This is a genomic window from Leclercia adecarboxylata (assembly GCF_006874705.1).
Lineage (GTDB): Bacteria > Pseudomonadota > Gammaproteobacteria > Enterobacterales > Enterobacteriaceae > Enterobacter > Enterobacter adecarboxylatus_C.
Window position 1 is genome coordinate 198543 of record NZ_CP035382.1, and the last position, 13702, is coordinate 212244.

Consider the following 13702-nt stretch of genomic DNA (forward strand, 5'->3'; position numbering starts at 1 on the left):
GACTTATCAGAAGTTATTTAGTTTCAACGCGTTCGCGTATCGCCACTGCGGGATTGCCACGGCAAAGCTTATTTGCCGGTAGCGATTTAAAAACACTGCTGCGCGCACCCACAACGGTGCCATCGCCGATGGAAACGCCGGGCGCGACAAAAACGTCGGTCGCCAGCCAGCATTTCTCACCCAGGGTGATGGGCTGCGCATTAATATCAAAATGTTGACTCATATAATCGTGACTGCCGGTACAGAGATAACACTTCTGCGATACCACCGAATTGGCACCAATCGAAATATCACCCAGCGTATATAACACCGCGTCGTCGCCCACCCAGGCGTTATCCCCTAAGGTTAATTTCCACGGGTAGGTAATTTTTACCGACGGTCGAATCACTGCGTTTTTTCCGATTTTTGCGCCAAACAGGCGTAATAAAAAGGCGCGCCAGCGGTACATTATTTGTGGTGACCAGGCAAATAACGTTGCCTGCACCGCCCACCATAACTGCACCTTAATACCGCCTGCGCCACGAAAACCTTTTGGCACAGAGAAGCCACTTAATTCCTGCATTGTGTTTCCTTATATTCAGGCTTTGTTATATAAGGCTTTAGTTTTACCCGTCGTTTTCAGACGTAATAAATAAGATAATTCCGCGAGCACGCCCGGCATGCGCAATATCTGGCGCTGCACTTTTTTTGCATCCTGGCATAATTCAAGATTATTCGAGGTTGACACCCCGCCCATCGAAAATTCAGAGACCAGGCCCGGCAGTCGTTTAAACGGATAACCGGCTTTATACATTCTGGCGGTCAGGGCGTAATCTGACGAGACGCGATACTGCAGATCGTAGGGGTACGTTTTTAATCCACTCAGGGGAAAGAAAATCGCCTGATGGCTGGCCGGCAGGCTGTGGTAAATATACCAGCCCGGCTTCGCTGCCCTGCGGACTTTATTGCCGTCGCCAAAATCGAGTAAGGCGTCGCCCATGACCATGGCGTTACCCTGCACCCGGTTGAGCTGGCGTACAAACTGCGCCACGTCGTCATGAAAAATATCGCCGGAGTTGAGGAAGATAGCGTAGCGCCCCTGGGCCATATCGATGCCTTTATTCATCGCATCGTAGATACCGCGGTCCTTCTCGCTGACGTAACGTAAGTTGAACTCCCCGTTCAGTTTTTCGAGAAACTCCGCCGTGCCGTCGTTCGAACCGCCATCCACCACAATCCATTCAAAGCTGAGGCTGGGATCGCGGGCCAGATTGCGCAGCGACCGCCAGGTTTTTACCACGCCGTCAAGGTTACGGAAGGCAACAGTAATAACGCTGAGTAACATAAACCACCTCGTTATGAATGCGTAATATTAAGCGCCTTGCGCAAAATAAACGGGCAAACAATTAAGAATGCGTACTCCGGGCTAAATATTGACCCGGTAAAAAACAGCGACACCGGCGTAAAAAGATAAAGCTGTACGCGAAAATTCTGATTATCACCAAAGGCGCTGATCGTCATTTTGAAAACTTTGAACAGATACCACGCCGTTAATAACACTGCGAACCAGGAAAAATAAATAATCAGCAGATACAAGCCATTGTCTATGGTTTTTCCGACATCCGCACCGTTAAAGATTCCGAATGATGCGACATATTCATAAAGTGAGCCAAATCTGACAACGCCATCAATATGGGTTAAAGAGTAACCCACCATCACCAGTGGACCGATAATACGGTAATAGGATGACGATCCTTCGGTTCCTAAATCACCCAGACGCTCGGAAATATACGGGAAGGCGAATACCACCCCGACCAGAAACACTGACAATGAAATGATCGCCAAAGGTAACTTTTTCTTGATGGCCTCTTTATTCAGATACTGGAACGCCCACTCCAGGAGGTAAAAAAGAATAAAGGTCATTACCCCGGAGAACGATCCAGACAGGACTATTCCTGCAAGAATCATAGCATCGCTCTTGGGCGTTTTGATACCAAACTGTTTGATGCTGAGCCAAATTGAGATTAACGCCAGAGCGAAGAATGCCGGTTCGAAATAGAGTGCCGTGGTACGCTTGCCGCCAAATTTAATGAAATTCAGTACATAGCTATTACTGTAAATAAGATATTTCGAAATTATTTCCATCAGGCTACTGCCGCCCGTCAAAATAATTTGCGCCATCTCCAGCGCCGCTATCATAACAATGATGCCGATGACCAGATAAAAGAACCTGAGGATCTTCCGATAATTGTGCGGCGAGATAGTTTTAAAACGAATACTCCACACCATCCCGATAATGATCACGATATAGACGAACAGCATGGTAGAGGTGACATATTTGCTGGCGTCCAGCGACTGACCAAAGATGTAGTTAAAGGCCGTCAGCCCGACGCCCAATCCCAGCGCAATCATCAACTTTTTCACGCTGATCTTGTCGACAAACAGCAACAGCAGCAGCGGTAAAAAAGTGACGATGGTGATGGGGAAGCTCTCACCCAGCTGGGCAATTTTGACGTTGACCAGCAGGTAGATCAGCGGCAGCAGCAGATAGCTACAGATTCTGATAGAACGAGACATACTCCTCCAGCATCTGTTGTCCACTGTAGGCCTGGCGGCTGCGGGTGCGGAACGATTCCAGGTCAGTGCCAAAAACCGCCTGGGCGATCTCCGCCTTCGACAGCTGCACCAGCGGCAGCACCTCGTTTTCACTGAAGGTTTTGCCCCCTGATTTCTCCAGCACTTCCCGGGCGGCGTCACTGTGGGTAGCGATCACCGGCACCCCGATGGAAAGCGCCTCGCACAGGATCAGCGGGTAGTTATCAACCCGGGAACTGAACACCAGCGCGTCCATACCGTTCAGGGCGCTCATCAGCTTGCGCTTGTCGGTTTCGAAGCCGTGGTTGATCACGTTGGCGCCGTCAAAGGGCGAAAACTTGCCGAAGGTGTGCAGTTCGACCTTATCGCCAAGGGCCATGATCTGGCGCACCAGCTGCTGGTTGGTTTTGCCGTCGTAGCGCAGGTCGTGGGCCACCACCGCGATTTTCGGTTTGCTCGGCGTGACGGCGACCGGCGTCAGCTCCGCCAGAATGGCTTCCGTCGCCACGTCAATACCGTTATTGATGATCCGGCAGCGCCCTGCCCCGTACAGGCTGTTAAAGGCGTCGGCCACATGCTGGCTGGGGGAGATAAACTGGCAGCCGAGCGCCAGCATGTCGCGGAACAGCTGGCGTTTACCCGCCACCAGCTGGTGGGCGCGATCCACCTTCACCGGGGGATAGTTGCCGAGCGTCGGGCACTTCTGGCAATTGTCTTTCCAGCCTTCGCAGCCGTCGGTAAAGGCGCAGCGACCGGTGACGCTCCAGTGATCGTGCAGGGTCCAGACGAAGGTGGTATCGGGCTTGTGCGCCTGCACCTTTTGACAGAAGGCCACCACCTCCTCCAGCTTCAACCAGTAGCTGTGCAGCACGTGGAAATGCAGCACTACCGGGCCCGGCGTGCGGGTCACGGTGCGATACAGGTTGTTAAGGTTGCCGAAAAGATCGCGGTTAAACAGACGGAACAGCGCAATATTCGCCACCGAGGTCAGCCGCGGGGTGTGTTTCACCACCTGCGGGTAGCGGTCGTGGCTGACGCTCTTCTTGCCGCCCTTGCCGTAGCCGTAGATAAAGCGCGACTGGAGCCCTTTTTGCAGCGCGCGCTGGTGCAGATCCAGCGCCACCCCTGCCGCCCCGCCCTCGGCGAGACGCACGTTAAATTGCAGAATATTCATTTGATCACCTTCACCCGGGCCTTCTCACCCACCACCAGCGCGTTGTCCGGGATGCTGTCGAGCACCACGCTTCCCGCACCCACGGTAACGTTATTGCCCACGGTGATATCGCCGATCATCACCACGTTGGCGCCCAGCTCAACGTTATTGCCGATCACCGGGCAGGCCAGGCTGTCCGGGCCGCGGTTGCCGAGGGTTACGCCGTGACGGATGGTAAAATCATCCCCGGCGACCACGAACTTATTGATCACCACGGCATAGCCGTGGTGAATGGTAAAGCGCCGTCCGATGGTGGCCGCGGCCTGGATTTCGTAGCCGAAGAAGCACTCGGTGATGATGCGGTAGAGCACCAGCACCGGGGCCGCCCACAGATTGTTGAGGACGTTCTTTTTGCGCCAGACGGAGCAGAAATGTGCCACCCGGTAGGCCAGCACCATGCAGCAGGGGCGCAGGCTCCAGCTGTTTGCGCGACAATCTTCCAGCACCATTATTTCCCCCGCAGTCCGTCAGCCAGGCGCTTGCCGTTACGCACCGAGATCAGCGTCAGCAGCGTGCGCCAGTTCATGCGCTTGTTGCGGATCTGATACAGGGTAAACAGCTGATACTTACGGCTGGCGCGGTCGAACTTGTCCCGGTGCTTGCGGTAGAAGTGGAAGTAGCCGGAGAACTTTTTCGGCGAGGAGGTGATCTGCATCTCCCCGTGGTTGATGTGCAGGATCTGCGTCGCCTCGTCCACCTTCCAGGGCTCGCCATACTCCATCACCATCCGCAGGAAGATGTCGTAGTCCTGGGCGGCCTTCAGTTCGGTATCGAACAGGCACTCCTTAAAGCGCCATGCCCAGGTAAAGACCTGATTGCCGATGATGTTGCGCTTGTAGAACAGCTGGCGCGAGTATGGCGATTTCGGGTAGAGCGGCAGGCTGGCGGGCTGGGAGTAGACCTCCCCTTCGCAGACATAGTCGTTGGCATAGAGGAACGCATGGGTCACCAGATGGTGCTGATGCGCCAGGAAGGTCGAGAGCCGGTTCGGCGTCCACTCGTCGTCATCGTCAATGCCGGTCAGGTACTGGCCGTTGGCCTGTAGGATCGCCTGATTGCGTACCGCACAGGCGCCAGAGTTGATGGCGTTGTGGGTATAGACTACGCGCGGATCGTTGAGGTCAGTGACAAACTGCTGCAGCTGTTCCCAGGAGGAGGAGCAGTCGTCAACGATGATCAATTCCCAGTGGTCGTAATCCTGGCGCAATACCGACTTTATCGCACGGATCGCCAGCTGCTGACGGTTCCATGTCGGCATATAAATAGAAATCAAAGGGCGTGGTGTCATGGTATTCCCCGAATGGCTCATTACTTGCTGTCCGATTTATATTCGTACTCGTAATATCCGTAATCCTGATACCCGGTAGCGCGGCGGAAGATGGAGTTGAGGATCACCCCTTTCACCGCAATGCCGTTCTGCTCAAAGCGGCTGAGGCTGGTCTCGACCTCTTTCAGGGTGTTCACCGCATAACGCGCCACCATCAGAGTGGTACCCGCGTGGCGACCAACAATCGCCGCATCGGTCACCGCCAGGATTGGCGGGGTATCGATCAGCACCAGGTCATAATTCTCGCTGCCCCACTTCACCAGCTGGGTGAAACGCTCGCTCATCAGCAGTTCCGACGGGTTCGGCGGCACCTGCCCGCGAGAGACAAGGTCAAAGTTAGGGATGGAGGTCGGTTTCGCACACTGGCTGATATCCCCCTTGCCAAGCAGGATATCCGACAGCCCGTTTACGTTGTTGGTGCCCAGCAGTTCGTGGGTGTAGCCCTTACGCATATCGCAGTCGATCAACAGCACACGCTTGTTGGTCTGACTGACCACCGCCGCCAGGTTGGCGCAGACGAAGGTTTTACCGATCGACGGGCTGACCCCCGAGAGCATCAGCACATTGTTGCTGGCCTGCATCATGGCGAAGTGCAGGCTGGTGCGCAGACTACGAATGGCTTCGATGGCCAGATCCGTCGGGTTACCCACCGCCAGCAGCTGGCTCTGTTTGTAACGTTTAACCCCGTTCGTGGTTTTGACGTTGTCACGGGTTTTCTGCCATTCCGACAGCGGGATGCTGGCGTAGACATTGATGCCGTGCTCTTCCAGCACCTGCGGGCTTTCGATCCCACGGTTAAACAGGGAGCGCAGCAGGACCCCAACGATAGAGAGCATCAGGCCGAGAATGATGCTGCCGAGAATAATCAGCGCTTTCTTCGGCTTCAGCACGCCGGGCTGGGTGATGGCCGGATCGACAATCCGCACGTCGCCAACGGTGCTCGCTTCGGTGATCTTTAGCTCCTGCTGTTTGTTCAGCAGCTGCATATAAACCTGCTGGCCGGACTCCACGTCGCGGGTCAGACGCAGGATCTCCTGCTGGGTTTTTGGCATCGCGGTGACGCGACCGTTGAGTTTCGCCTTTTCCTCTTCCAGCGTCTGGCGTTTTTCCAGCAGCGTGCGGTAGGCAGGGTGGCGTTTGGTGTAGAGTTTGGAAATTTCCGCCTCTTTAAAGGTCAGCTCGTTGAGCTGGGCGTCGATATTGACCATCGAATCCAGCACCGACTTCGCCTCCAGCGGCAGGTCGACGGAATCTTTATCCTGGCGGAAGGCGTTGAGCTTGTTCTCGGCCTCATCCAGATGACCGCGCACCTCCGGGAGCTGTTTGGCAAGGAAGTCGAGACTTTTTGACGCCTCTTCCGACTTGCGCTTCACGTTTTGTGCCTGGTAGTTGCGGGTGATGCTGTTGAGAATGTCGCGGATCTTATCCTTGTCTTCCCCGGTAAAGTTCAGCCTCAGCACCCCGGTATCTTTCCCGGTTTCGGTGACCGTCAGGTTGCCCTGCAGGTTATTGATCATCCCCAGCATTGAGAATTTGCTGACGGTAAATTCGCTGCCGCTCTCGGCATGAATGGCGCTGACCATCATGCTCACGCCGTCTTTCGTCAACATTTCACCCACCTTGCCGCGGGCGCTAAACCCGGCGTCGCTGGTGAGCTGATACTGATCTTTGCCCAGCACCTCGAGGGTGAAGACCTGGCTGGCCCCCCCGGCTGGCAGCGTAAAGGTGGTCACTTTGACGGTATCGTTCTGACGGCCCATCAGCCGATCCCAGCCTGCGCCAAACACCGGGAAGGTGTTTTTGCTGACGCCGATATCGAGATCCAGATCGTCCACGGTTTTACCCAACACCAGGCGGGACTGAATCAGCTCGATTTCCGCCTGCGAGGCGGGCGGCTTGTTCGCCAGCGCCGAACCAATGTCCTGCACCAGCGAACTGCCGCTGTTCTGCTCAATTTGCACCAGCGCGTCGGCGCTGTAGATCGGGGTGGCAAAGAGGGTGTAAATCACCGCCGCAACGGCAAACACCGCGGTGATCCCTATCACCCACCAGCGCGCCTCAACCACGGTGCCGATCAGACGACCAATATCAATTTCATCACTGCCCGCGCTCGGGGCGGCAGAAGGTTTTACGTTTGCTGTCATTATTATCCCTGCTGAACGTTCAGTGCCTGTGCCCACTGGCGGGCAGACTGGTCGAGTAAGGTGTAAACCGCCTCAAACGCTTCATGGCTTTTGCGATACGGATCGGGGATCTCACGCTCGTTATCCCAGTGACCAAAGAGCATCACCTTGCCGCGCATCTCCGGTGCGATATCGCACAGGGCGTGGATGTGGCGTTTTTCCATGGCGAGGATCAGGTCATAGTCACGGCACAGGCTGGCTGACACCTGACGGGCGCAATGCCCGTCGAGCGAAAGCTGATGCTCTGCCGCGACCTGACTTGCGCGCTCGTCAGCACCTTTACCTACCAGTGCCCCCAGCCCGGCTGACGCGACGGTCAGCTGTGGCTGGTACTGTTTCAAAAGCCGCTCAGCGGTGGGGGAACGGCAAATATTCCCCACACAAACCACCAGAATTTTGTTAAACATCGTCATCACCAGTTGTGGTACTGATGTACCGTGTCGGTCATGGTATGGATATTGTTGATGGTCGGCATCAGCTGGTTCATCACACGGTTCCAGCGCGTTATCGGCGCGGTGGTGACGTAGACCACGTCATACGGCTGCAGGCGGAACCCGGTTGCCATCACCAGCGAGGTGGCATCAGACATATCCAGCTGGTAGACGTTGGCGATCTTGCCCTTCCCAGCGTTTCCTGTAATCGGACGGATCACGAAGATACCGCTGGCGTCGGAGGTGCTCATATCCAGCCCTTCCGCGTTGCCGAGCGCTTCGGTCAGGGTCATACCGCTCAAGTCCATCTTGAGAGTGCTCTGTTTCTTCACTTCACCCATCACGAACACTTTCAGGTCGTCATTGCGCGGCACAAACAGGATATCGCTCGGATAGAGCAGACGGTTCTGGCTCAGATCGCCGTTCTGCATCAGCGCCTGTAGGGAGATACGCTCCTCTTTGCCCTTATGGGTCAGCACCACGTTGCGCCAGTCGGCGCCATCGGTGAGCCCGCCCGCGGCGTTAATGGCGTCAAGCACCGTCAGCGGCACGTTGGTGATCGGCTGCTGGCCGGATTTATTCACCTGGCCGGAGACATAAACTTTCTGCGAACGGAACGCGGCGATATTAACGTCCACCTGCGGGTCAGCGATGTATTGCGCTAAACGGCCGGTAATATCACTACGGATCTGCGCGAGCGTTTTGCCCGCCACGCGAAGTTTGCCGACATAGGGATAGAACATGGTGCCATCCGCCTGAACCCAGTTGCCGGTATCGCTGGAGCTACGATACTGCCCCGCCGGGGTGGTCAGCTCCGGGTGATCCCAGACGGTGACGTTAATGACATCCCCGGGCCCGACGCGGTACTGGTAGTTGGCGATCTCCTGGTCGAGGCTGTCGTTAGGTCGCGCCACGACCGGGCGAGGGCGTAATTGTTCAACCAGCTGCGGAGTCATTGGATAAACATTCACCATGCGGTTGATATCAAAATCAGCATCCTGCTGTTTAATCACATCCTTACCGGAAGTTGAGATATTGCTGCCGGGGAAGATGGTACAACCACTCATCAAGGTCACAGATACCAATAATGGCATCAATTTCATTTTGGATTTCATCATTGATTATTTATCACTTTGGCAGGTAATTACCCTGTGCGTTTAAATAAGCTAAAGGCGTATTAGTTTTAGCATGCAGTTAATAAAAGAGAAATATAACTGGCATCAGTCCTAAAAGAAGCTTATTCACCTTAAGGCTATTGACAGAATAATCGAGGCTGATCATCACGCCTTCAGGCACGCTACCGCCCTTGGCTTTCAGTTACCAATCCACTGCATAAACAGTAAGTTAGGGATAAACACCCTCTTTGATATGGCATAACGGAAAAATATAAAAGGCAGGAAAATTCCGAACCCGATATAAGTTTTTCACGTCATTAAACCGACACAGAAATAGCATCAGGAAGCAGCGCAATTTGATGCTGAAAGAATTGTTGCAGCTAACGGAATAGCAGGCAAGGAAACATCAACGAAGGCGTGGCTTTTAAGATTAATATTAACGCCGACATTTCTGCATTTTTAGGAATAGCTTTATATTGACTTTATTCGATAGCCATCTCGGCCTGCGATATTTCTTATTTTGCGAGAATACAGACTATTCACAATATTAACCTACAGAGTGCGGGGTTTATTTCCCCCATGATTCAGGAAAATCTATGCAGATAAATGCCCGGCTGGCATTGCATTTTTCAGGCGCAGTATCCATGATCGAAATGTGACAATTGTCATATAACGAAAGGTATTACTCACACTATGGAATGGATAGCAGATCCATCAATATGGGCCGGTCTGGTCACCCTGGTGGTGCTGGAACTCGTGCTCGGTATCGATAACCTGGTCTTTATCGCTATTCTCGCCGAAAAACTGCCCCCTGCTCAGCGCGACCGCGCCCGCATCACCGGCCTGTTAATGGCGATGGTGATGCGCCTGCTGCTGTTGGCCTCTATCTCCTGGCTGGTGACCCTCACCCGCCCGCTGTTTACCGTCCACGGTTTTGGCTTTAGCGCCCGCGATCTGATCATGCTGTTTGGTGGTTTTTTCCTGATTTTCAAAGCCACCGTCGAACTCAACGAAAGGCTGGAAGGCAAGGACAGCGAGAACCCCACCCAGCGGCGCGGAGCCAAATTCTGGGCCGTGGTAGCGCAAATCGTGGTGCTGGACGCCGTTTTCTCACTGGATTCGGTGATCACCGCCGTGGGAATGGTCGATCACCTGGCGGTGATGATGGCTGCGGTAATTATCGCCATTGCGCTGATGGTGATGGCCAGCAAGGCGCTCACGCGCTTTGTGAATGACCATCCGACGATTGTGATTTTATGTCTCAGCTTCCTGCTGATGATCGGCTTTAGCCTGGTGGCCGACGGTTTTGGCTTCCATATTCCGAAAGGATATCTGTATGCCGCGATTGGCTTCTCGGTGATTATCGAGGCCCTGAACCAGCTGGCAATCTTCAACCGCCGCCGCTTCCTCTCCGCTAATCAGACGCTGCGCCAGCGTACCGCCGACACGGTTATTCGTCTGCTGAGCGGTAAAAAAGAGGATGCCGAACTGGACGCGCAGGCCGCCTCGCTGCTGGCCGACCACGACGACAGCCCGATCTTTGCCCCGCAGGAGCGGCGGATGATTGAGCGGGTGCTGCACCTTAATCAGCGCTCAGTCAGCAGCATCATGACCTCGCGCCACGATATTGAGCATATCGACCTCAACACACCCGAGAGCAGCATTCGTGCGCTGCTGGATAAAAACCAGCACACCCGCATCGTGGTTACAGGTGGCGAAAAGGAAGAGGAGCTACTGGGGGTGGTACACGTTATCGACCTGCTCAATCAGCAGCTGCGCGGCGAGCCGCTTAACCTGCGGGTTCTGATCCGTCAGCCGCTGGTGTTCCCGGAGATGCTGCCGCTGCTGCAGGCGCTGGAGCAGTTCCGTAATGCGCGCACCCATTTCGCCTTCGTGGTGGATGAGTTTGGTTCCGTAGAGGGGCTCGTGACCCTCAGCGACGTGATGGAAACCATCGCCGGGAACCTGCCGAACGAAGTGGAGGAGATCGACGCCCGGCACGATATTCAGAAGAATGCTGACGGCAGCTGGACTGCCAACGGCCATATGCCGCTGGAAGATCTGGTCCAGTATGTGCCGCTGCCGCTGGACGATAAGCGGGAATATCACACCATTGCCGGTCTGTTGATGGAGTACCTGCAGCGGATCCCGCAGCCGGGCGAAGAGGTTCAGGTGGGGGATTATGCGCTGAAAACGCTTGAGGTGGAAAACCACCGGGTGCAGAAGGTGCAGCTGATCCCGCTAATGACGCAGGATGATGTGGATTACGAGTTGTGATACTTTCACCCCGCCTTCCGGGGCGGGGTGTGAGAGAAATGAGCGCTTACTGAAGCTTCTCCAGTAACTTCTTCACATCTTTGCCGTTCTGCGAATCTTTATTCTTATCCGCCCAACCGCTCAGACGGCGTTTCGCCTCATCCTGAAGATGTTTACGCAGCAGCTGATCCACCTGCAGGCTGTAGTTCAGCGCCTGCCAGTTGCCATAGACGTTCAGGGGGATCGGCGTCGTTTTGAGGAAATCGATAAGCTTACCTTCACCCAGCCAGCCCTCCAGCACACGGATTTTGAAGCGGGTGTCGGCCGTCTCCTTGATCAGATCCAGGGTGCCGTTACCTTCGAGGGTCAGCATTGGCGAGGCGCCCTGCATATCATCCAGCGTCACCTGACCTTCATCGAGGCTCAGATCGGTGACAAAGCTATCCAGACGGGTCGCGTTATCGACGTTCTCTTTCACCTTCACATTGCTGCTGCGTTCTACGGCCTGCTGCACCAGCTGCTGGAAGTTAAGCCCTTCCATCCGGGTATTCTGCATTTCCAGATGGGCCTGACCCTGCCAGTGGTGACGGAAGGCGTCGGCGTCAATCTTGCTGCCCGAGAAATCACCCGCCATGGTCAGGCTACCGGTCAGCGAAATCGGGTAGTTAAAGGCCTTCAGGATGGTGCCGATCTCAATGTTGTCCAGACGCGGCTGGAACATCGACCGGGCAACGGCTTTACGCACATCGAGCGTACCGGGTAAGGAGATATGCCCTTCCCCCAGCTTACCGCTCAGTTCAGCAATGGTCAGAAGACCGTTTTTGTTGCTCATCTGGCTGGAGACCTGGGTAAAATCCATCCCTCGCCAGTGAACGGTATTGGCTTTCAGCAGAATATCGGCGCTAAAACCGCGCAGGCCGTTGTAATCGGGCTGCTCCAGACTGGAGGCGATCACCGGGCGCTGCGGTTTAGCCTGAGTTTGCCCCTGCTGTACCACCTCGCCGTCGGCGGCTGCGGCGGCCTGCGCCGGAAGGAGGTTTTCAAGATTGAGCTTGTCGAACTGCAGGTTCATGTTCCACTGCGGTTCCTTGCCCAGAATCACGCTCGCCTGTCCGGTGAGCGCGCTGTCATTGGCCTGTAAGCTGAGCTGGTTAAGCTCAAGCTGCTTCTGCTCTTCGCGCCACTGCGCCTGCAGCGTACCCTGCCCGCTGATGCCCTGCGCAGGCAGATCAACACCGGTCAGTTGCCAGCTCAGCTGCTGAATGTCGGCGCTGAGCAGGTGGGGATAATCAGAGGCGTTGACATTTGCTGCAAAGGAGAGGGTCAGATCGCGCTGATTGCGGTTAACGCGGCCGCTAAAGTCAATCTTGCCTTTGTGATGTTCATCCTGCTCCATATGCAGGTTGATATTGCGCACCGTGACCTGCTCGTCACCCTCATGCTGAAATACCAGCAGGCTGTCTGCCACCTTCAGGCGGCCAATATCGAATGACCAGCCGGCATCATCCGCTTTATCCGGGAGCGTGTTTTCACGCGGAGCCACCGGCGCATCGGCATTACGTACCGCTTCAGACTGCGGGGTCAGCTGGATCACTGCCCCTTTGAGCATCACCTGATTGACCTGTAGCTGATGCGAAAAGAGCGGCATCAACGCCACGTCGAGGCGCATGTTGTCGGCGGCAACCAACGGCACTGTCGCCCCCGGTGCGGTCAGCGACATACGCCCGGACAGGATGCTGAGCTGCGGCCAGACGTGCCAGCGCAGCGGCCCCTCCAGCTTCAGAGCGTAACCGCTGCGCGCCTCGACCTGACGCACCATGTAGGCGCGAAAGTCATTGGGGTTGACCAGCAGAACCAACGCTGACAGGCCAGCAACCAGCACCACCAGCAAAATCATCAGCGTTGTCAGAACTCTTCTCATGGCTTCCTCAATGGACCGGGTTTAAGCTCAATCTTTATCAATACGACTGGCGACCGCACCCTGCTGGTCGCGATATTTGGCGTCCTGACGGGCGTTATACGGACGTGCCGCCGGGCCGGTTAACGGCTCAAAACTCAACGCGCCGATCATCATGCCCGGGCGCAGCGCCAGCGGCAGTTTACCGGCGTTGAAAAACTCCAGCACAATCCGTCCGGACCAGCCTGGATCGATACGGTGCGCGGTGACGTGCACCATCAGCCCCAGACGCGCCAGAGAGGAACGGCCGTCGAGCCAGCCCACCAGATCCGCCGGCAGGGTGATGGACTCAAAAGTGACCGCCAGCGCCAGTTCACCCGGGTGCAGGTAAAACGCGTCGCCGTCGTCCAGCACGATTTCATCACTCATCACCCGATCGAGCGCGGCGCTGACTTCATCTTTCGGCCCGCTGAGGTCGATAAAGGGCGCAGTATGTCCGCTGAAGGTACGAAACTTATTCCCCAGACGCACATCAACAGTGACGCCGTTAATCCGCTCGACCGGCGGGCGCGGGGTGATGGTCAGACGGCCTTCGTCCAGCCAGGCTTCAATATCTCGGTCACATAGACGCATGCCACTTTCTCCTTTCGTGCATCGCGCCCTCAGGCCAATAAAGCCGGAGGGCGAACCCGATTATCTTTGAACG

Annotated in this window: 12 protein-coding genes; 1 reads left to right on the plus strand and 11 read right to left on the minus strand. The window is 55.5% G+C overall.

What is annotated here, in order from left to right; genetic code table 11:
• Window positions 1-13 precede the first annotated feature (13 nt).
• Genes wcaF through ES815_RS02085 form a run of 9 tightly spaced genes read right to left on the minus strand, consistent with a single transcriptional unit; the run spans window position 14 to window position 8846 of the window.
• Window positions 14-562: a colanic acid biosynthesis acetyltransferase WcaF gene (wcaF, locus tag ES815_RS02045; protein WP_142486381.1), complete on the minus strand. Its 549-nt coding sequence runs from the start codon at window positions 560-562 to the stop codon at window positions 14-16.
• Window positions 563-577: 15 nt separating this feature from the next.
• Window positions 578-1324: a colanic acid biosynthesis glycosyltransferase WcaE gene (gene wcaE / locus ES815_RS02050; RefSeq protein WP_142486382.1), complete on the minus strand. Its 747-nt coding sequence runs from the start codon at window positions 1322-1324 to the stop codon at window positions 578-580.
• An 11-nt stretch (window positions 1325-1335) separates the two neighbouring features.
• Complete coding sequence (gene wcaD, locus ES815_RS02055; RefSeq protein ID WP_142486383.1) at window positions 1336-2556, minus strand: colanic acid polymerase WcaD; 1221 nt, start codon at window positions 2554-2556, stop codon at window positions 1336-1338.
• Entirely contained in the window at window positions 2531-3748 is a 1218-nt protein-coding gene (gene wcaC, locus ES815_RS02060; RefSeq protein WP_142486384.1) for a colanic acid biosynthesis glycosyltransferase WcaC, read from the minus strand. Before wcaC ends, wcaD begins: the two co-directional genes overlap by 26 nt.
• Entirely contained in the window at window positions 3745-4233 is a 489-nt protein-coding gene (gene wcaB, locus ES815_RS02065) for a colanic acid biosynthesis acetyltransferase WcaB (RefSeq protein ID WP_142490002.1), read from the minus strand. The genes wcaC and wcaB overlap by 4 nt, the downstream gene beginning before the upstream one ends.
• A 2-nt stretch (window positions 4234-4235) precedes the next feature.
• Window positions 4236-5075, minus strand: a complete 840-nt coding sequence (gene wcaA / locus ES815_RS02070) for a colanic acid biosynthesis glycosyltransferase WcaA (RefSeq protein ID WP_142486385.1) — start codon at window positions 5073-5075, stop codon at window positions 4236-4238.
• A 20-nt stretch (window positions 5076-5095) separates the two neighbouring features.
• Window positions 5096-7258, minus strand: coding sequence for a tyrosine-protein kinase Wzc (gene wzc / locus ES815_RS02075; RefSeq protein WP_142486386.1), 2163 nt, complete (start codon window positions 7256-7258; stop codon window positions 5096-5098).
• 2 nt (window positions 7259-7260) lie between these two features.
• On the minus strand, window positions 7261-7704 hold the full coding sequence (gene wzb, locus ES815_RS02080) for a low molecular weight protein-tyrosine-phosphatase Wzb (protein ID WP_142486387.1): 444 nt from the start codon (window positions 7702-7704) through the stop codon (window positions 7261-7263).
• 5 nt (window positions 7705-7709) lie between these two features.
• Window positions 7710-8846 (minus strand): polysaccharide export protein, encoded by a 1137-nt coding sequence (locus ES815_RS02085; protein ID WP_142486388.1) that lies wholly within the window; start codon window positions 8844-8846, stop codon window positions 7710-7712.
• Window positions 8847-9536: 690 nt separating this feature from the next.
• On the opposite strand from ES815_RS02085, the gene ES815_RS02090 reads away from it, so the two are divergent.
• Complete coding sequence (locus tag ES815_RS02090) at window positions 9537-11120, plus strand: TerC family protein (RefSeq protein WP_142486389.1); 1584 nt, start codon at window positions 9537-9539, stop codon at window positions 11118-11120.
• Between the two features lie 46 nt (window positions 11121-11166).
• Here the strand turns inward: ES815_RS02090 and asmA are convergent, their stop codons facing one another.
• Window positions 11167-13020 carry an outer membrane assembly protein AsmA gene (asmA, locus tag ES815_RS02095; protein WP_142486390.1) on the minus strand — a complete coding sequence of 618 codons (1854 nt, stop codon included), beginning with the start codon at window positions 13018-13020 and terminating at the stop codon, window positions 11167-11169.
• A gap of 27 nt (window positions 13021-13047) precedes the next feature.
• A complete protein-coding gene (gene dcd, locus ES815_RS02100) occupies window positions 13048-13629 on the minus strand; it encodes a dCTP deaminase (RefSeq protein WP_142486391.1) in 582 nt (193 codons plus the stop codon).
• Window positions 13630-13702 lie beyond the last annotated feature (73 nt).

Bases quoted from the DNA above. Each gene is read 5' to 3' on its own strand.
- wcaF (WP_142486381.1), bottom strand. From the start codon at position 562: ATGCAGGAATTAAGTGGCTTCTCTGTGCCAAAAGGTTTTCGTGGCGCA.
- wcaE (WP_142486382.1), bottom strand. From the start codon at position 1,324: ATGTTACTCAGCGTTATTACTGTTGCCTTCCGTAACCTTGACGGCGTG.
- wcaD (WP_142486383.1), bottom strand. From the start codon at position 2,556: ATGTCTCGTTCTATCAGAATCTGTAGCTATCTGCTGCTGCCGCTGATC.
- wcaC (WP_142486384.1), bottom strand. From the start codon at position 3,748: ATGAATATTCTGCAATTTAACGTGCGTCTCGCCGAGGGCGGGGCGGCA.
- wcaA (WP_142486385.1), bottom strand. From the start codon at position 5,075: ATGACACCACGCCCTTTGATTTCTATTTATATGCCGACATGGAACCGT.
- wzc (WP_142486386.1), bottom strand. From the start codon at position 7,258: ATGACAGCAAACGTAAAACCTTCTGCCGCCCCGAGCGCGGGCAGTGAT.
- wzb (WP_142486387.1), bottom strand. From the start codon at position 7,704: ATGTTTAACAAAATTCTGGTGGTTTGTGTGGGGAATATTTGCCGTTCC.
- ES815_RS02085 (WP_142486388.1), bottom strand. From the start codon at position 8,846: ATGATGAAATCCAAAATGAAATTGATGCCATTATTGGTATCTGTGACC.
- ES815_RS02090 (WP_142486389.1), top strand. From the start codon at position 9,537: ATGGAATGGATAGCAGATCCATCAATATGGGCCGGTCTGGTCACCCTG.
- asmA (WP_142486390.1), bottom strand. From the start codon at position 13,020: ATGAGAAGAGTTCTGACAACGCTGATGATTTTGCTGGTGGTGCTGGTT.
- dcd (WP_142486391.1), bottom strand. From the start codon at position 13,629: ATGCGTCTATGTGACCGAGATATTGAAGCCTGGCTGGACGAAGGCCGT.